This window comes from Acinetobacter sp. 18QD2AZ41W, from assembly GCF_009829025.1.
Lineage (GTDB): Bacteria > Pseudomonadota > Gammaproteobacteria > Pseudomonadales > Moraxellaceae > Acinetobacter > Acinetobacter pseudolwoffii.
Map to the genome: position 1 here is coordinate 88,618 of NZ_WURP01000006.1, position 18,122 is coordinate 106,739.

The 18,122-nt window shown below is 45.8% G+C and carries 16 protein-coding genes and 1 riboswitch; of the genes, 3 read left to right on the top strand and 13 right to left on the bottom strand.

Annotation, left to right across the window (positions count from 1 at the left end; genetic code table 11):
* Nucleotides 1-71 precede the first annotated feature (71 nt).
* Nucleotides 72-1,052: a mechanosensitive ion channel family protein gene (locus tag GVV58_RS10245; RefSeq protein ID WP_159516480.1), complete on the top strand. Its 981-nt coding sequence runs from the start codon at nucleotides 72-74 to the stop codon at nucleotides 1,050-1,052.
* Here the strand turns inward: GVV58_RS10245 and GVV58_RS10250 are convergent.
* The 5 genes from GVV58_RS10250 to prfB form a co-directional block, all read right to left on the bottom strand.
* The gene (locus tag GVV58_RS10250) at nucleotides 1,026-1,739 is read right to left on the bottom strand and encodes a 16S rRNA (uracil(1498)-N(3))-methyltransferase (RefSeq protein ID WP_159516481.1); all 714 of its coding nucleotides are present in this window, start codon (nucleotides 1,737-1,739) and stop codon (nucleotides 1,026-1,028) included. The genes GVV58_RS10245 and GVV58_RS10250 overlap by 27 nt on opposite strands.
* A gap of 251 nt (nucleotides 1,740-1,990) precedes the next feature.
* Nucleotides 1,991-3,271 carry a 3-deoxy-D-manno-octulosonic acid transferase gene (locus GVV58_RS10255; protein WP_074383872.1) on the bottom strand — a complete coding sequence of 427 codons (1,281 nt, stop codon included), beginning with the start codon at nucleotides 3,269-3,271 and terminating at the stop codon, nucleotides 1,991-1,993.
* A 79-nt stretch (nucleotides 3,272-3,350) separates the two neighbouring features.
* Nucleotides 3,351-4,436, bottom strand: coding sequence for an alkene reductase (locus tag GVV58_RS10260; RefSeq protein WP_159516482.1), 1,086 nt, complete (start codon nucleotides 4,434-4,436; stop codon nucleotides 3,351-3,353).
* A 20-nt stretch (nucleotides 4,437-4,456) separates the two neighbouring features.
* Nucleotides 4,457-4,756 (bottom strand): metalloregulator ArsR/SmtB family transcription factor, encoded by a 300-nt coding sequence (locus GVV58_RS10265; RefSeq protein ID WP_005173210.1) that lies wholly within the window; start codon nucleotides 4,754-4,756, stop codon nucleotides 4,457-4,459.
* 147 nt (nucleotides 4,757-4,903) lie between these two features.
* Nucleotides 4,904-5,999 (bottom strand): peptide chain release factor 2 gene (gene prfB / locus GVV58_RS10270; protein WP_100329506.1). Its coding sequence is split into 2 segments (ribosomal slippage): nucleotides 4,904-5,926 and nucleotides 5,928-5,999, totalling 1,095 coding nucleotides; the frame shifts between segments, so codons are not numbered across the junction.
* A 503-nt stretch (nucleotides 6,000-6,502) separates the two neighbouring features.
* Between prfB and GVV58_RS10275 the strand changes: the two genes are divergently transcribed.
* On the top strand, nucleotides 6,503-7,273 hold the full coding sequence (locus GVV58_RS10275) for a putative porin (RefSeq protein WP_074383870.1): 771 nt from the start codon (nucleotides 6,503-6,505) through the stop codon (nucleotides 7,271-7,273).
* Nucleotides 7,274-7,451: 178 nt separating this feature from the next.
* A complete protein-coding gene (locus GVV58_RS10280) occupies nucleotides 7,452-8,189 on the top strand; it encodes a putative porin (RefSeq protein ID WP_159516483.1) in 738 nt (245 codons plus the stop codon).
* A 51-nt stretch (nucleotides 8,190-8,240) separates the two neighbouring features.
* Here GVV58_RS10280 and recJ read toward each other — a convergent pair whose 3' ends face one another.
* The 8 genes from recJ to GVV58_RS10320 all read right to left on the bottom strand — a co-directional run bounded on the left by recJ (nucleotide 8,241) and on the right by GVV58_RS10320 (nucleotide 18,122).
* Nucleotides 8,241-9,941: a single-stranded-DNA-specific exonuclease RecJ gene (gene recJ, locus GVV58_RS10285; protein WP_159516518.1), complete on the bottom strand. Its 1,701-nt coding sequence runs from the start codon at nucleotides 9,939-9,941 to the stop codon at nucleotides 8,241-8,243.
* A 14-nt stretch (nucleotides 9,942-9,955) separates the two neighbouring features.
* The gene (gene pdxH / locus GVV58_RS10290) at nucleotides 9,956-10,612 is read right to left on the bottom strand and encodes a pyridoxamine 5'-phosphate oxidase (RefSeq protein WP_005173224.1); all 657 of its coding nucleotides are present in this window, start codon (nucleotides 10,610-10,612) and stop codon (nucleotides 9,956-9,958) included.
* 11 nt (nucleotides 10,613-10,623) lie between these two features.
* The gene (gene glmM, locus GVV58_RS10295) at nucleotides 10,624-11,955 is read right to left on the bottom strand and encodes a phosphoglucosamine mutase (RefSeq protein ID WP_034608847.1); all 1,332 of its coding nucleotides are present in this window, start codon (nucleotides 11,953-11,955) and stop codon (nucleotides 10,624-10,626) included.
* A 122-nt stretch (nucleotides 11,956-12,077) separates the two neighbouring features.
* Nucleotides 12,078-13,544 carry an IMP dehydrogenase gene (guaB, locus tag GVV58_RS10300; RefSeq protein ID WP_005095051.1) on the bottom strand — a complete coding sequence of 489 codons (1,467 nt, stop codon included), beginning with the start codon at nucleotides 13,542-13,544 and terminating at the stop codon, nucleotides 12,078-12,080.
* A 236-nt stretch (nucleotides 13,545-13,780) separates the two neighbouring features.
* Nucleotides 13,781-14,146: a YkgJ family cysteine cluster protein gene (locus tag GVV58_RS10305; protein WP_074383866.1), complete on the bottom strand. Its 366-nt coding sequence runs from the start codon at nucleotides 14,144-14,146 to the stop codon at nucleotides 13,781-13,783.
* A 96-nt stretch (nucleotides 14,147-14,242) separates the two neighbouring features.
* Nucleotides 14,243-15,040 (bottom strand): MBL fold metallo-hydrolase, encoded by a 798-nt coding sequence (locus GVV58_RS10310; protein ID WP_159516484.1) that lies wholly within the window; start codon nucleotides 15,038-15,040, stop codon nucleotides 14,243-14,245.
* A 184-nt stretch (nucleotides 15,041-15,224) separates the two neighbouring features.
* The gene (locus tag GVV58_RS10315; protein WP_159516485.1) at nucleotides 15,225-15,800 is read right to left on the bottom strand and encodes a TMEM165/GDT1 family protein; all 576 of its coding nucleotides are present in this window, start codon (nucleotides 15,798-15,800) and stop codon (nucleotides 15,225-15,227) included.
* Nucleotides 15,801-15,873: 73 nt separating this feature from the next.
* Nucleotides 15,874-16,016, bottom strand: a riboswitch (yybP-ykoY riboswitch).
* A 93-nt stretch (nucleotides 16,017-16,109) separates the two neighbouring features.
* The gene (locus tag GVV58_RS10320) at nucleotides 16,110-18,122 is read right to left on the bottom strand and encodes a 2-oxo acid dehydrogenase subunit E2 (RefSeq protein WP_159516486.1); all 2,013 of its coding nucleotides are present in this window, start codon (nucleotides 18,120-18,122) and stop codon (nucleotides 16,110-16,112) included.

Here is an 18,122-nt window from a genome sequence, read left to right on the forward strand (position 1 = left end):
GGCGGATAGCGCTTCTTAATTTTTTGCTCAACATCAGGCAAAATAGGCAAAATTTAAATGATGGAATTTTTGTGGCAGAGCAAAATAATACCTTAAGCCAGGTCACTGAGGGCACCACGGAGTTGTTGCATCAGGCAACTGAAAAAACCACCCAGACCGTGATTGAACATACTGCCAAGTACAACGATGCCTATAGCACCATTGACAAGATCATGGAAGGTTTCTGGGAGCGCGTGCCTTATTTCGGTATTGCGCTGGTGGTCATTGTCATTTTCTGGCTATTGTCAAAACTGTTTAAGTTTTTTGTGCGCAAAACCTTAGAGAACCGCTCTTATACCCGCCAGAATCTGGTATTGGTCCTGAACCGTGTCGGCAGTACCTTTATTATTTTCTTTGGTGTTTTGATTGGTCTGGTCATTGCCGTGCCTGGCTTTACCCCGGGTCAGCTCATGAGTGCCCTCGGGATTGGTTCAGTCGCCATTGGTTTTGCCTTCAAGGATATTTTCCAGAACCTGCTTTCTGGTGTGCTGATTTTACTCGGTGAACCATTCAAGATTGGCGATGATATTATCGTCAATGGCATGGAAGGCACAGTCGAAGATATCCAGATTCGTGCGACTTTTTTGCGTTCACCGGATGGCCGCCGTATCGTGATTCCCAATGCCACGGTCTATACCAGTGCCGTGACGGTAAACACGGCCTATACCCGCCGTCGCTGTGAGTTTGTAGTGGGCATTGGCTATGAAGATGATATCCAGAAAGCCAAAGACCTGATTACCGCCATTTTAGATAAAGACCCGACCATCCTCAGTCAGCCGGGCTTTAGTGTCAATGTCACGGCGCTGGCTGATTTTTCCATTACCTTAAAAGCGCTCTGGTGGGTCGATACCACTGAGACAGGCACAGGAACCTCAATCAGTGCGGTGCAGGAACGCGTGATTCAGGCGTTTGCCGAACATCATATTTCAATTCCTTATCCGGTACAGGAAGTCAAAGTCTATCGCGGCGAAGGCAATGAAGATGCCTCAGCTCGTGCTAAACAGACGACCTAGGACATAGGGAATCACGGTTTCAGTGCGGAGAATACGGTTGCCCAGACTCACAGCCTGACAGCCGTTTTTAACCAGTAAATCTACTTCATACGGAATGAATCCGCCTTCCGGGCCGATGATCATCGTACAAGGATGCGGAATCGCAAAAGGCATGGATTGTTTGGCATAAGGATGTGCCACATAAGCGGGTCGGTCAGCCGTAATCAAGCCTGGCAAAATATCTTCAACAAAAGGTTTAAAACGTTTATACAGCTCGATTTTCGGAGCTATTGTATCCCCGGCCTGTTCCAGTCCCAGCTCGATATAATGATTTAACTGCTGTAAAAATGGGGTTTGCCAGTAGCTTTTATCGACGCGATAACTATGCAGTAAAATGATTTTTTCCACGCCCAAAGTGACACTGTCCATGATCAGACGGCGCAGCACTTTCGGCCGTGGCAAGGCCACAATTAAAGTTACGGGTAATTTTTTTGGAATAGCATCTTCTTGAAGCGGTTTTAGTCGCACTGCTTTTTCAGAAATCTCGACAATCTCGGTGAGATAGCGCTGACCTTCCAGTACTCCCACTTTTAAGGTATCTCCAACTTGAATCTGCACATGCTGCTGTAAATGTTCCAGTTGACGTTTCGATGAAATCGTCCAGAGATCCGATTGTGTTTGTCGATGGTCAAGAAGGACAATATTCATAGAAGATTTTATACCGAAGAACTGTTGAATGACCTCTATCCGCTAGAGGGTGGCGACATGGATGTCGCGCGTATCCCTGAGGGATAAGGACATCCCTTCAGTGATACAAAAGATTTTTGCTACTTTTCATCTTTGAAAAGTAGGCTAGATAAGCCAGCTTAGAAATATTGAAAAAACTTCAATCCACACAGCCTAACGACGGCATCCTTGCCGTCTTGGTAAATCCAATATCTGTTACTTATCAATATCAATTAAAGATACTGATCAATCACCTGAATATGCTTGGCAAGCGATCCCGTATTTAACTGCATAATTCTCTGCGCTGCTGTATTTAAACGTTGTGCCTTGATTTGATCTTGCAAAAGTTCCAGCAATACCTCTGCCGCCTGCTGCGCATCCTGCACAACTTCTACTGCATCTGCTTGAACGAATTCATCGACAATGGTCTGAAAATTAAAATAGTTTTTGCCTAAAACAGTCGGTACATTCAAGGCAATCGGCTCCAGAATATTATGCCCACCACCCGGCTCATTCAGCGAGCCACCAACATAACAGGCTTGACTCAAAGCATACCAGAGCCACATTTCCCCCATCGAGTCCGCCAGATAAACCTGGGTATCTGCTTCAATGTTCTGGGCCAAACTACGGCGCTGAGTTATTAAATTTAAACTCTGTGCAGCCTGAAACACCTCATCAAAACGTTCCGGATGACGGGGTACGACGATACATAAAAGTTTTGGGTTGCTATCTAAAGCCGATTTTAAAGCGCTTAGAATTTCTTTTTCTTCAGGCGCATGGGTACTGGCCAGTATCATAATTTTGCGACCTGCCAGTTGCCATGCTTGCTTCAAGTTTGCAGCATGTTCTACAAAACTTTGTGGTGCAGTAATATCAAATTTGATATTGCCCAAAACCTGGGTTTTTTCGGCGGTGATTCCCAACTCGATATAACGCTGCTGGGTGGCAGTATCCTGTGCCAAAAGCTGACTTAACTGCTGTAGCATGCTCCGGGTCAGACCTTTAACCCTGGCATAGCCCTTGGCTGACTTTTCCGAAAGACGCGCATTCAATAATATACTGGGCACATCAAACTCTGGTGCCTGATCCAGCAGATTCGGCCAAAGCTCGGTTTCCATCAGCAATAATAGTTTTGGCTGATACTGCTGATAAAAATCACCAATCAGTACTTTCTGATCAGCAGGTAAATAGACCGCTTGAAATAAATCCAGATAAGGTGCTTTTAAAAAAAGTGATTTGGCCCGTGCCTGACCGGTTTTGGTGGTATTGGTGACCAGCACCGGATGACCCGATTTTAAATAATGTTCGATGAGAGGCTGGGCAGCATTGGTCTCACCGACCGAGACCACATGAAACCAGATGGCATGCAGATTTTTGGGCGGCTGAAATGGGCCGAAACGTTCTGTCAGTTCTTGTTGTAATTGTTCAGGATCGGTCGCACGTTTACGAATACGCGATTGATATAAGGGTTTAATCAGAGCTAACGCTGCGTTATACCAAAATGGAGTAGCCAAATGCGCCTCGAAACAGATTCAATCGACAAAATATAACAGAGCCACATCGACATGTTAATCGATGTGGCTCATTTTTAGATTATTCTACAGTAGTTAAAGCGTCTGCTTCAGCCAATGTCGGATAATCAATATAGCCTTCTGCGACATTGGTTCCGATCATATTTTCCAACTTTAGTTCATTTAGCGGTGCATCTTCGAGTAGGCGCTCGTATAAATCCGGATTGGCAATATAAGCCTTACCAAAAGCTACCGCATCTGCTTTGCCTGAAGCCAGCAATTCAATCGCATCGTCACGACTTAAACGCATATTGGCCATATACGGCACGCCGTTTGAACGCTGTTTCATATACTCCGAGATACTGTCTTCCGCCAGATATTCACGGGTAAAGAAGAACGCGATCTGGCGCTTGCCCAACTGTTCCATCACATAACCAAAGGTTTCACGTGGATCATTGTCGCCCATATCGTGTTCATCGCCACGCGGTGCCAAATGAATTCCGACACGGCCTGCACCCCAGACATCAATCAGTGCATCCATGACTTCCAGCAGGAAACGGGCACGGTTTTCGACTGAACCACCGTATTCATCTTCACGCTGGTTGGTCTTGGTTTGCAGGAACTGGTCAATCAGATAACCATTGGCGGCATGCAGTTCAACCCCATCAAAACCGGCAGCTTTGGCGCAAATTGCCGCCTGTTTATATTGTTCGGTAATGGCATGAATTTCTGAAATTTCCAGCGCACGCGGCAACACATAAGGACGTTTTGGACGCAATAAACTGACATGACCGGCCTGTTGTACACTGCTCGCCGATACTGGCGTTTCACCATTTAACAGTTCTGGATCAGACACACGACCCACATGCCACAGCTGCGCCACAATCAGGCCACCTTTGTCATGCACCGCTTGAGTCACCTGCTGCCAGCCTGCTACCTGCGCATCAGTAAAGAGACCAGGAGTATTGCGGTAACCATTGGCTTCTTCAGAAATCACCGTGGCTTCAGAAATGATTAAACCGGCACTTGCACGTTGTACATAGTATTCGGCCATCATTGGCGTTGGTACGCGGTCGTCAGTTGCACGACTACGCGTAAGCGGCGCCATGATGACACGGTTTTTAAGTTCTAACGCGCCAAGCGTTAAAGGAGAATTTAATTCAGCCATCGGTACTCCCACCTGTTGGATTAAAGGTGTTGTTGCATATAGTCGATATATTGCTGAATCAAAGCTTCATTACGCGAGAAATAAGACCATTGTCCATGCTTGGTCGCGGTGATTAAACCGGCCTGCTGCAAGACAGACAAATGATTGGACATGGTGGACTGAGAGACTTGTCCTAACTTTTCAATCTGCCCTGCACAGACCCCACGTTGAAAGCCGCCACACTCTTCCACAGACAGATATTGTTCTGGCGATTTCAACCATTCCAGAATCTGCCGGCGTATCGGATTGGCTAAAGCTTTAAAAATTAGATCAAGATCCATAGGTACATCACAATCTGTGGCGTAAAAAAACTTGTTTCAGCATCTAAACCGATTATATCGCATTTTATCGATTTATATATCGATAAATTTAGATATAAGAGTCACAGTCTGTACTAACTTGGTTACGCCAACTATTTAAACGACTTCTTACAAGCCCTGTTTCAAGCTTGCTTCGATAAATTTATCCAGATCGCCATCCAGAACCGCGCCGGTATTGGAACTTTCGACACTGGTACGTAAGTCTTTAATACGTGAATCATCCAGAACGTATGAACGAATCTGGCTTCCCCAGCCGATATCAGACTTGGTATCTTCCAGCGCTTTTGCAGCATCATTACGAATTTGCATTTCACGTTCATAAAGTTTGGCGCGTAACTGCTTCCAGGCATGGTCGCGGTTGGCATGCTGTGAACGCTGGTTCTGACAGGCCACTACAATCCCGGTCGGTGCATGCGTTAAACGAACCGCAGAATCCGTTTTGTTAATATGCTGACCACCGGCACCCGATGCACGATAGGTATCGGTACGCACATCTGCCGGATTAATTTCGATCTCAATATTGTCATCGACTTCAGGCGAAACAAACACAGCCGAGAATGAGGTATGACGACGGTTGCCCGAGTCAAATGGCGATTTACGCACTAAACGATGTACGCCTGACTCGGTACGTAACCAGCCATAGGCATATTCACCGTCTACACGAATCGTCGCTGATTTAAGCCCTGCGACATCGCCGTCCGATTCTTCCATGATTTCTGCTTTAAAGCCATGGCGTTCAATCCAGCGCAGGTACATCCGCATGAGCATCGATGCCCAGTCCTGCGCTTCAGTACCACCCGAACCGGCCTGAATTTCTAAATAACAAGGATTAGGATCCATCGGATTGTTGAACATACGACGGAATTCAAGTTTAGCCAGTTCTTCTTCAGCTGTAGTCAGTTCAGCCTGTACATCTTCCAGTAAGCCTTCATCATCCGCTTCCACTGCCAGATCAAGCAAGGCCTGCGCATCTTCAAGCTGTGTGGTCAAACCATCCAGCACATTTAATACGTTCTCAAGTTCGCCTTTTTCTTTGGCCATGGCCTGGGCACGACTCTGGTCATTCCAGATGGTGGGATCTTCTAATTCACGCAGGACTTCTTCTAAACGCTCTTTTTTCAGATCGTAGTCAAAGATACCCCCGTAGTGTTTGACCACGTTCGTTTAAGTCTTTTAATTGGTTTAGATACGGATTAATTTCCACGTGAATTACTCTCAATCAAAATTAGGCACAAATTATTTAGCCCGAGATTATAGCACAGTCTATTTCTGCTATTTTAGTGTGATCTATCCGGTGCAAAGCTCGAATGTCATCACAATTTAGCGCTCTATTTTCGACAGGTAAATTTGACGACTCAATTGGCTATTAAGGGTCTTTTTGCTCTGGAGCCTGATTGGATTTAAGGTCTGGAATTTACCGTCAAAAGATACTTTTCCAATTGATTTCAGGTTTGGAAAAATCTCACTAAATTGAATAAAAAATTAGCAAATTCAATACATTCCACAATATCTACACAGTTTTAATAAAACACTACATTATAAATTTAATTTTATTATTCAGTTACTTATTTGGTAAATGTTACATAAGATTACGCTATTCACATTACTGTAACTTTCCTTTGATTGACGATCTTTGGAATTGCTCTAGACTGAAAGTTGTAACAAAAAGTGTAATGTTTTTAACTAAAGATTTGAGGGGTAGTAACCATGAAAAAATTAGCGATTGCTTCGGCACTACTTTCAGCGATGGCTTTGACTGGTACAGCAGCACATGCCTACCAAACGGAAATCGGTGCATCAGCAGGAGTAGTTGATCAAGATGTCGGCGGAACTAACGGTTCTTTCGGTGTTGATGGTACATATTACTTCAATCCAGTTCAAACACGTAATGCCCCATTAGCAGAAGCAGCATTCCTTGATCGTGCCAGCAATGTAAGTGCTCAATATCAGTATGATGAAGTTGGTAATAATGACCGTCATCGTTACGGCGTAGGTGCTGAATACTTTGTACCAAATTCAGATTTCTACCTAAGCGGTAATATTGGTCGTGATGATTATGAAAACTTTGATGAAACCGTTTATGGCGCTGAAATCGGTTACCTTCCAGCACCGGGCCTATTAATTGCTGCCGGTTTAAAAGGTTATGATAATGACTATGATGACGGCGTAGATCCAACATTACGTGCTAAATATGTGACTACACTTAGTAATGGTAAAGATATCAACCTGGAAGCTGGCGCAGGCTTTGGTGATCTAGATGAATACAATCTGGCAGCAGACTACTTTATCGATAAGACACTCAGTGTTGGTGTAGATTACGCAAGTAAAGATCTTGGCCCTACAGATACCAATGAGTTCGGGATCAGTGCTCGTAAATTCATTAACCAGCAAGTGAGCCTGGAAGGTCGAGTTGGTTTTGGTGAAGTAGGCAACAATGATTACAACAAATTTGGTGTAGCAGCGAAATACCGCTTCTAATCTAAAACCACAGATTAGCCATTTATAAAAAAACCCATCCTCGGATGGGTTTTTTTATTGCACTTTTAATCAGCATTTAGGTATTTTTTGCACATTGACTGGGCGAATATAAACTGTACAATTTGTTACAACTGTTAATAATACAGTCATATTTTTATAACAAAGAGAGAAAATCTAAATGTTTAAGAAACTTGCTCTTGCTACAGCACTTCTTGCTGGCCTGGGAACTGCACATGCTTACCAAACTGAAGTTGGGGCTTCTATTGATCTTATTGATCGTGACCAAGGTGGTTCAGATGTAGGTTTTGCTATCGATGGGACTTACTACTTCAACTCGGTCCAAGTCAAAAATTCGCCTCTAAATGAAGCTGCATTCTTAAACCGTGCCAGCAATGTAAATGGTGCATTAAGCTATCAAGATGATTCAGACACGTTTGGCATTGATGCAGGTATTGAATACTTTGTTCCAAATTCCGATTTCTACCTAAGTGCTGATATATCTCATTCTGATAACGATTTCGGGGATCAAACAGGTTATACCGCTGAAGTTGGTTATTTACCTGTACCCGGCTTATTAGTCGCGCTTGGTCTTGTTGGTATCTCTCAAGATGATGCAGATGATGAAATTGACCCAACTTTACGTGCTAAATATGTGACTCAAGTCGGCCAATACGACATGAATTTTGAAGGTGGTGCAAGCTTCGGTGATATCGATGCATATAATTTAGGTGCAGACCTATACCTCGACAAAACTTTCAGTGTTGGCTTAGGATTCTCTGACTCAGATCTAGAAGGTAAGGATGTTTTTACTATTCGTGCCAAGAAATTCTTTAACCAACAAGTTAGCTTAGAAGGCTCAATTGATTTTGGTGACAATACTGATATCTTCGGTGTACGTGGTGCATACCGCTTCTAGTCATTCCGATTAAAAGTCAAAAAACCGCTCACTTGAGCGGTTTTTTATGGCCTATTGTTCTAAATGGATAATCCGCATCTGCAAGCTGACATTACCATTAAAGACATTTTTATCCAGCTCATAGACCAAACGCGTATCTTTCATCGGGTCAAATTCATATTTATCCGCTGCATTGAAGGCGATCGCATCAATCACCTGCCCATTTTCCAACGCCACGCGTAATTTAAGATGTACATCTTTGAGCCAACGATAGTCCATAATCTTGAAGATCCCTTCAAAAATAGGTGGAGGGAATTTTTGCCCCCACGGACTTAAATGTTGCAGGATATCGACTGTTTCGATCTGGAAAGCCGAAGCGGATAGCTCCCCATCCGTCCATAAAGTCGCAGTGAATAAATCCGCGTCCATCGTAGCAATCAGTGCTTCAAAGACCTGCTTAAATTCAGCAAAATTTTCTTTTTTCAGGGTTAAACCCGCTGCTGCTGCATGCCCGCCAAAATGACTGACTAAATGTGGATATTGCTCCGCCACCTGTTCAATCGCATCACGGATATGAATCCCTTCAATCGAACGCGCCGAACCCTTGATATGTCTCCCATCTTCATCTGCGGCAAAGACAATACTCGGACGATGAAACTGCTCTTTTAAACGCCCCGCCACAATACCAATGACACCTTGATGCCAATGCTGTTCAAACATGATTAATGCAGCCGGCAATTCAGTTTCGTCTAGCTGGATTTTCTCAAGTTCGTTTAAAGCGTCCTGCTTGATTTTAGCTTCGACCTGACGGCGTTCAACATTCAGTTGATTCAACTGTTCGGCCAGTGGATAGGCGTTTGCCAGATCCGGCGCCAATAGACACTCGATCCCGATGTCCATGGTTTCCATCCGTCCGGCTGCATTAATTCGCGGCCCTAAGACAAAACCAAGATCTTGTGCTTTTAGACCTGCCGGATCACGTTTTGCAATATCCAGTAGCGCACTGATCCCCGCGCGGCACTGCCCTTGCTGAATCCGTTTCAAGCCCGCATCGACCAGAATCCGGTTGTTATAGTCCAGACTGGCGACATCGGCATAAGTACCGAGTGCTACCAGATCAAGATAATGAATAATTTGAGTGGTCGATTTTCCAAGTTTTTTGCGATGGGTCGACAGATTGGCCAGCACATAAAACGCCACCCCGACCCCGGCCAAGGCTTTGCTGGGGAAATCACAACCCAGCTGATTCGGATTGACCACCGCTTCGGCTTCAGGTGTCGGCTTGGTGGTCAGGTGATGATCGGTAATAATCACCTGCATACCATGATCTTGCGCCTGTTTCACTCCTGCATGGCTGGAAATACCATTGTCCACGGTAATCAGCAGATCAGGCGTGAAATTGACGAAAGCCAGATCGGCAATGGCAGCAGTCAGACCATAGCCATATTTAAAACGGTCTGGTACCAGATACTCGACATTCGCCCCCATATCACGTAGAGTCAGCACCATGAGTGCAGTACTGGTTGCACCATCGGCATCGTAATCGCCGACAATCACGATTTTCTGCCCACGATCAATTGCCTGATCGATCAACTGAATCGCATCTGTCAGGCCTTTCATGGTCGGTGCCAGCAGATGCTTTAGTTTAAGCTCAAGTTCCTGCCCGGACTCCACCCCACGACGGGCCAGAATTTCAGCCACAAATGCTGGAACACCCTGAAAATTTTCAGGACGGGTCAGAAAGGGGCGCTGTTTGATGTCAAGTTTTGGCATGATTTTTGGCATAATCAAGGCATCAAGCGTTGCAATTGCCATGCACCGTCAATTTTCTCATAGCTTAAACGATCATGCAGACGGTTCGGACGGCCCTGCCAGAATTCATAATAATCGGGTTCGAGACGATAACCGCCCCAAAACTCCGGTTTATCCAGCTGTTGCTGATTCGCCACCTGATTATGCAAATCCCAGAAACGCTGTTGCAGCTCTTCACGGCTGGCAATTACCCCACTTTGCGGGGTGCTGATATGCGCAGCAATCTGGCTGTCACGTGGGCGTTTATGATAGTAATCAGTCGACTCCTGTTCAGAAATCTTGATGACTTTACCACTCACCCGAATCTGACGTTCCTGATCCTGCCAATAGAACAATAATTCAGCATACGGATTTTCGGCCAGATCCAAACCTTTTTGGCTGTCATAATTGGTATAGAAGTCATAGCCGGCTTCAGTCGCCCCGCGCAGTAATACGGTACGCACATGCGGACGACCTTGAGCATCCGCCGTTGCCAATGACATGGCATAGGGTTCATGCAGCTTCGCTTCTAGTGCATGGTTAAACCATTGCAAGAACTGCATATGCGGATTCGGGTTGACCTGCTGTTCTTGCAGCTCGCCTTTCTGATAATTCAGGCGTAGCTCACTCAGATCTTTGATCAGATCACTCATTCTTTCTTCCTCTAAGCGGCATTGGCACGTACAGCATCAGCTAATGAATTTGCCAGTGCAGTCACTTCACTTAAATCTTCGCCTTCAACCATGACACGAATCACCGGTTCAGTGCCTGATTTACGAATCAACAAGCGGCCACGCCCTTTAAGCTGCTGTTCGGCTTTTTCAAATTCAGCGGCCAAGGCCGGTACTGAATAAGGATCAAACATGGCATCTAAACGCACATTGACCAGGACATTTGGCAACAGTTGAAAATCAGCCACCAGCTCATGCAGGGCTTTCTTCTGTTCAACCATGACTGTCAGCACTTGCAAGGCGGCAATAATCGCATCGCCGGTGGTGCTCTTGTCCAAGGTCAGAATATGCCCAGAAGGCTCGCCACCAATCGTCCAGCCGTTTTCTTCCAGACCTTGCAACACATAACGGTCGCCGACTTTGGCACGTAATAATGGCACTTGAGCTTTTTCCAGTGCCAGTTCCAGTGCCATATTGCTCATTAAGGTACCGACGATACCTGCCGGCTTTTTCGAGCTTTGCGTGGCAAGAATATACAGAATATGGTCGCCATCAATCAGCTTTCCAGACTTATCCACCAGAACTACACGGTCGGCATCGCCATCAAAAGCAACACCTAAGTCGGCCTGATGCTGGATCACGGCTTGTTGCAAGCTTTCAGGATGAGTCGAACCACAGTCTTTATTGATATTTAACCCGGTCGGTTCATTATGAATGGCAATCACACGTGCGCCCAGCTCACGGAACACAGCAGGCCCGACGTTATAGGCGGCACCATTGGCACAATCCACCACAATGGTGAGTTCATTCAAGTCCAGATGATAGGGGAAAGTCGATTTACAGAATTCAATATAGCGACCATTGGCATCTTTGACCCGGATACTTTTACCCAGGCTCGCGGTATCTTCAATGATGAAATCTTGTTCGAGTTCCTGATTGATTTCTTCTTGCAAGGCATCCGGTAATTTCTTGCCTTCCGCCGAGAAAAACTTAATACCGTTATCGAAATACGGATTATGCGAAGCAGAAATTACAATTCCCAGGCTGGCATGCAAGGCGCGGGTCAAATGGGCAATCGCCGGTGTTGGCAGTGGGCCTAAAAGATGAACATAGACGCCAGCCGCATTTAAACCTGCCTGCAAGGCGGCTTCCAGGATATAGCCAGACAAACGGGTATCTTTACCCAAAACCACCAAGGGCTTGGCTTTTTTACTATGACGCTTTAAAACCTTACCGGCTGCAAACCCCAATTTCAGGGCAAACTCAGGGGTAATCGGCAATTCGCCAAACTTTCCACGAATACCATCCGTACCAAAATAACTCATCTTTATCTCACTTCTTAGCGGATGATTGATCTCACCCATTTTTTCCCTGTGCCACACTTTACACCAAAATAAAAAAGCCGTCATTTGCATGACGGCTTTTAAAAATTTTAAATCACAGGAGATTAACCCACGCGATAGTTGGGTGCTTCTTTGGTAATGGTCACATCATGCACATGTGATTCCGACATACCGGCAGAAGTGATTTTCACAAACTTGGCATTTTGACGCAGGTCTTCAATCACGGCAGAACCGGTATAACCCATCGAAGAACGTAGGCCGCCCATCATCTGATGCACGATATTGCCCATTGGACCTTTGTACGGTACGCGACCTTCAATGCCTTCAGGAACCAGTTTCTCGGCACCGGCTTTAGAGTCCTGGAAGTAACGGTCAGCCGAACCGGTTGCACCCGCCATGGCACCCAACGAACCCATACCGCGGTAGGCTTTGTAGTAACGGCCCTGGAAGAATTCAACTTCGCCCGGTGCTTCTTCAGTACCGGCCATCAATGAACCAACCATAATGGTACTTGCACCCGCACCAATCGCTTTGGCCATATCGCCAGAGAAACGGATACCACCATCCGCGATCAAAGGAATCTGATCTTTCAGCGCATTGGCCACAGAATCGATTGCAGAAATTTGCGGCATACCAATACCGGCCACAATACGTGTGGTACAGATTGAACCCGGACCAATCCCGACTTTAACCGCATCCGCACCTGCATCAAGTAAGGCCAATGCAGCATCACCAGTTGCGATGTTACCGCCAATCACCTGAACTTGTGGATAGTTGGCTTTCACCCAACGTACGCGCTCGATCACACCCGCAGAATGACCATGTGCTGTATCGACAACAATCGCATCGACTCCAGCTTCAACCAGTGCTTCAACACGGCTTGGGGTTTCTGCACCGGTACCGACTGCAGCACCGACACGTAGACGACCTAAATCATCTTTACAGCTGTTTGGATAAAGTTCAGCTTTACGGAAATCTGTCACCGTAATCAAGCCTTTCAGCTCTTGCTGATCATTCACCACCAATACTTTTTCAATACGGTGCTGCTGTAATAAGGCTTGGATATTTTCTTTCGATTCGCCTTCGCGAACTGTTACCAGACGATCCTGACCAGTCATGATGTTGCTGACTGGCTGCTCAAGATTGGTTTCAAAGCGTGTATCGCGACCGGTGACAATACCGACCACTTTGCCATCTTTCACCACTGGTACACCACTGATATTGTTGGCTTGAGTCAAAGCAATCAATTCACGTACTGTGGTTTCAGGAGTAACTGTAATCGGGTCTTTGACCATACCCGCTTCGAATTTTTTCACACGGCGCACTTCTGCAGCCTGAACAGCGATATCCATGTTCTTGTGCAAAATACCGATACCACCGTTTTGCGCCATTGCAATTGCCATACGGGACTCAGTCACCGTATCCATCGCTGCAGACACAAGAGGAATATTCAGGTTAATGCCACGGGTCAGGCGTGTCTTTAGAGAGACATCTTTTGGGAGAACAGTAGAATAGGCAGGGAGTAATAGGACATCATCGAAGGTTAACGCGTCTTGAACGATGGTCAACATAACAGTCTCACTGGTAATTTCCGTGCACTATTATAAACAAATATCGACTTAAATTTCATTGCAATTGCAAAATTATTTTTGCATTAAAATAGTTTTGAGGGCTGGATTTTTTCCAGTGAATCAATTTGAGAAATACGACATCAGAAAAGAACTGACCACATTAGCCTGATGCTTGAACTCAATCCCGATACTTTGAAAAGCTAAAAAGCAGAGCCTAAACTCTGCTTTGGGTCGATTTAGCTGACGTATTCAAAACTGTCATCATTGTCAGCTTCATCATTTTCAATCTGAATAAAAGGCAACATATTATGTGCCAAACGGGCTTTATTGCATTGATCATCGGCGATCTGTACTTCTTTGCAGGATGAACTGCGCAGCTCATACATACCGCAACTGACCTGCTGGCCGATGGTGCCATCCAGTGCAATACAGCGTGGATTTTTTTGATTGGTTCCAGCCATACATGAATAAACTGCTGTTACAGGTTCCGTATAATGCTCAGGCATATGAATCCCTTCAGCCCAGTAAAACGAAACCCTGAAATAGGCGCAGCACGCCCCGCAGCTTAAACATGCATCTGGTGTTGGAACTTGAGATAACATTTCTTATAAGTTCTCATGATCAAAAAAAAGTTTTTTGGAGAAGAAATATAAAAAATGTTGTTTTTCTACACAAGAAAAATTTTATTTTTCTGTGAACTATTCAGGACAGGTAAAAACAGTTTCGTCCATCAGGTCGGTGCCACATTGCAGCGTTTCAATCCAGTCCAGAAACTGGGTGATCTGCTCTTTACCCATAAAAGGCGTGCCATGCTGCGGCACAATCATCTCGATATCCATGCCCCGCACCATGTTCACCCAAAGACGAATCACCTTGTTATTGCACATATAACGCTGATGAAAGCTTTTCATTTTTGGGATATGCGCCGCAAAGTTTTCCAATGGTTTGGCAGCATCATCGACCATCGATGCGCCCATATCTCCCGAAAACAGGATCTTGGCAATCGGATCATAAAACTGGAAATTGCCGACTGAATGCAGAAAATGCGCTGGTACCGCCACAATATTGGCCTTACCCAGAGGAATGATCTGACCATGATCCGGGAGCTCGACCAGCCGATCTAGCCAGTTGCCTTTCATCCGGTCACTCATAAAAGCCGAGTTTAAATGTGGCAAGAAACGCGCCCAGAGCTTGGAAGCCACCACTTTGGCATCGGTATATACCAGCCAGCGTGGCATCGAAGTAATGATGTCAGGATCCTGATGCGAAGCCATGACATAATCCAGATTGGTCAACCGGGTGTATTTATTCAGTTCCATGGTTAGCGGAACATAGGTGAGATCACCACCCGGATCGAGTACCGCCGCCCGCTCGTTATCAATGATTAAAAACTGGTTTGCCTGAACGCCTTCACCTTTGACCAGACTGGTAAAACTGATGCATTTATGTGTCCCGTTATCAAACAGGACCTGCGATGTGGTGCGTTCAAAAACCATGTATATATTCCCCGATTTAAATTTAAAAGTGCTGTTTTATACCCATATAACATATAAGTATTTAGTTGAACTTACAATCAATAAAACTGGCCATATCACACTACTTATCAAAGTTTTAAGCTTATTTTAGGCATAAAAAATCCTGAGTTTTTAGCTCAGGATTCATGCAATTATTACTGTATTTTTAAAATAAATAATATTGAAGCAGAGTGGCGACACCAATCACCAGGAAAATGGCCGCGCCAATTTTATGAATCAGGCTGATCGGCAGCCTGTTCGCCAGTTTATCTCCTAGAAATACCGCAGGTGCATTGGCCAGCATCATCCCCAAAGTGGTACCGAGCATCACCCAGAATATACTATCGAAACGTGCTGCCAGCGCGACTGTGGCAATCTGGGTTTTATCGCCAATTTCTGCCAGAAAGAACAAAATGAAGGTTGCAGCAAATACCCCGAATTTTTGCCATTTATTGATACTGGCATTTTCATCTCCGAGTTCATCCGGAATCAGCATCCAGGCCGCCATCGCAATAAAACCAATCGACACAATCCACAGCAACACTTCCGGCCCAATCACCGTGGTGATCCATTGCCCCAATACCGCAGAAAGGCCATGGTTAATCAGCGTCGCCAATAAAATAGCAACTAAAATAGGAATGGGTTTGCGAAAACGTGCGGCAAGCAGCAAAGCCAGCAGTTGGGTTTTATCACCCATTTCAGCCAGTGCCACGATTGCGGTCGACAGTAAGAATTCATACATGAGGTCTTTCTCTGGCTAGCATCCAATACCAATGACTCACCGCTCCTGCTAGCCAAAATCTGCAGAGTGGTAAATCAAAGGTCTTGCCAACAAAAGAAAGCTTCGAGAAGCTCATTTGGTTCTTTGCTATGATGACCATGTCCGGTTCAGGACAAATATGTTGACCATCACCCTTCTGCTTTGCGCAAAAGGCGGCTACTCCCCAATGAAGTGCGCCAAGTATAGAATCAAATCCATTATTTTTCAATGTGGCAAAAATAAACCCCGCCGAAGCAGGGTCTATGATTGAAATGATCTGATCAGATTAGATTAGATCAATAAAGTACGGATATCTTTAAGCAGCTTGGTCAGCTTGTTGGTGAAACGCGCAGCATCTGCACCATTAATCACACGGTGATCGTATGACAAAGACAATGGTAGCATCAAGCGTGGATCAAAACCTTCACCATTCCAGACCGGTTGCATGGTGGCAGGTGAAATTCCCAGAATTGCCACTTGCGGCCAGTTCACCAGTGGCGTAAATGCCGTACCACCAATTGAGCCCAGGCTGGTAATGGTAAAGTTCGCCCCTTGCAGATCTTTCGGCGACAATTTCTTGTCACGCGCTTTTTGACCCAAGCTTCCCAGCTCAGTGGCAATCTGTTTAATCGACTTCTGATCGGGATGACGCAATACCGGAACCGTTAAACCATCTGGCGTTGCCACCGCGATCCCCATATGGATCTCGTTACGTAGCAATACTGACTTGCCATCATCGGCCAAGTGACCAGCAAACTCGCGCTCTTCTTTCAACAAGTGCGCAACTGCTTTGATGATGAAGGCCATAATGGTCAGGCTCAGGCCTTCTTTCTTGAAGTTGCCTTTCAGCTCATTACGCCACGCTTCTAGTTCAGTAATATCGGCTGCATCAAACTGGGTCACTTGCGGAATGAAATTATTCAGCGACAACTGCGGAATAGACACTTGTTGCAAACGCGTCAAGGCTTTTTCTTCCACACCACCAAAAGCACTAAAGTCTGGCAATTTTGGTAGACCTGCGGCTTGAGCAGCAGCGGCTACAGGAGCTGCCTGTGGCGTAGTCAGGCGCGCTTTGACATACGCCTTCAGATCTTCTTTCATCACCCGAGCATTGGAACCTGAAGCCTGAACTTCTGACAATACTACGCCCAGTTCACGTGCCAGTTTACGTACAGCAGGGCCGGCATAAACTTTCGAGTTGGCAACATTCTGCTCTTTGGTCAGCTTGTCGGCATTGTCAGAGGTCGCCACCGCTGGAGTAGAAGATGCCGCAGGTGCTGCTTTGGTGGTCTCTACTGGTGCAACAGCTGCTTTCGGTGCTTCCGCTTTAGCCGCAACAGGTGCAGCCTCTGCTTGCGCTTCAGCTTGAATTGTCATCAGTGCAATGCCTTCAGAGACATTTTGACCCAGCTCAACATGAATGGCCTTGATCACCCCAGCAGTTGTGCTTGGCACTTCAACCGTGGCCTTGTCTGATTCCACCACGATGATGCTCTGGTCTTTTTCAACCGTATCACCGACAGAAACCAGAATTTCAGCCACAGCTGCTTTGTCTACACCCAGATCAGGCACCATCACTTCAACATCACCCGCAGGTGCTGCTGCAGCTTGAGCCACTGGCTCCGCTTTAGCATCTTGAACTGGCGCAGCTTCAGCTTTTGGCGCTTCTGCTGCAACAGTCGGGGTCGATCCTGAAGTTTTCACTTTCAGAATGACTACACCTTCTTTAATGGTATCGCCTTCTTTAATCTCGATGGATTCCACCGTGCCTGAAACCGTACTTGGCACTTCAACAGTCGCCTTGTCTGATTCCACCACTACGATACTTTGATCTACCTCAATTTCATCACCGACAGCGACCAAGATTTCACCTACAGTGGCTTTTTCTACGCCAATATCGGGGATTTGAACATCAACCACTTGTGAGTTTGCTTGCGCCTCAGGAGCAGCAGAAGCTTTTGGCTGATGCGAAGCCAGTTCCTGCATGATTTCCTGATCCGGCAATGAAGTCGGGGTATTTTCTGAAGTTTTTTCAGATGCATCTGCTTGCTGTGGCTCGACCACATCAGTACTGCCGTCTTCAGCTTGTAGCTCAATCAGTACCGCGCCTTCAGCGACTTCATCACCCTGACTCACCAGAATGCTTTTTACCACGCCTGCTGAAGTGCTAGGCACTTCAACAGAGGCTTTATCAGATTCAAGTAACACAATGCTGTCATCGATCGCGATCGTATCACCGACTTTGACCAGAATTTCGGCCACTGTTGCCTTGTCTACACCAATATCAGGAGTCGTAATTTGCAT

Coding starts and splice junctions, on each gene's coding strand:
- GVV58_RS10280 (WP_159516483.1), top strand. CDS start 7,452: ATGTTTAAGAAACTTGCTCTTGCTACAGCACTTCTTGCTGGCCTGGGA.
- GVV58_RS10260 (WP_159516482.1), bottom strand. CDS start 4,436: ATGGCTGAATTAAATTCTCCTTTAACGCTTGGCGCGTTAGAACTTAAA.
- guaB (WP_005095051.1), bottom strand. CDS start 13,544: ATGTTGACCATCGTTCAAGACGCGTTAACCTTCGATGATGTCCTATTA.
- pdxH (WP_005173224.1), bottom strand. CDS start 10,612: ATGAGTGATCTGATCAAAGATCTGAGTGAGCTACGCCTGAATTATCAG.
- GVV58_RS10315 (WP_159516485.1), bottom strand. CDS start 15,800: ATGTATGAATTCTTACTGTCGACCGCAATCGTGGCACTGGCTGAAATG.
- recJ (WP_159516518.1), bottom strand. CDS start 9,941: ATGCCAAAACTTGACATCAAACAGCGCCCCTTTCTGACCCGTCCTGAA.
- GVV58_RS10310 (WP_159516484.1), bottom strand. CDS start 15,040: ATGGTTTTTGAACGCACCACATCGCAGGTCCTGTTTGATAACGGGACA.
- GVV58_RS10250 (WP_159516481.1), bottom strand. CDS start 1,739: ATGAATATTGTCCTTCTTGACCATCGACAAACACAATCGGATCTCTGG.
- GVV58_RS10305 (WP_074383866.1), bottom strand. CDS start 14,146: ATGTTATCTCAAGTTCCAACACCAGATGCATGTTTAAGCTGCGGGGCG.
- GVV58_RS10320 (WP_159516486.1), bottom strand. CDS start 18,122: ATGCAAATTACGACTCCTGATATTGGTGTAGACAAGGCAACAGTGGCC.
- GVV58_RS10265 (WP_005173210.1), bottom strand. CDS start 4,756: ATGGATCTTGATCTAATTTTTAAAGCTTTAGCCAATCCGATACGCCGG.
- glmM (WP_034608847.1), bottom strand. CDS start 11,955: ATGAGTTATTTTGGTACGGATGGTATTCGTGGAAAGTTTGGCGAATTG.
- GVV58_RS10275 (WP_074383870.1), top strand. CDS start 6,503: ATGAAAAAATTAGCGATTGCTTCGGCACTACTTTCAGCGATGGCTTTG.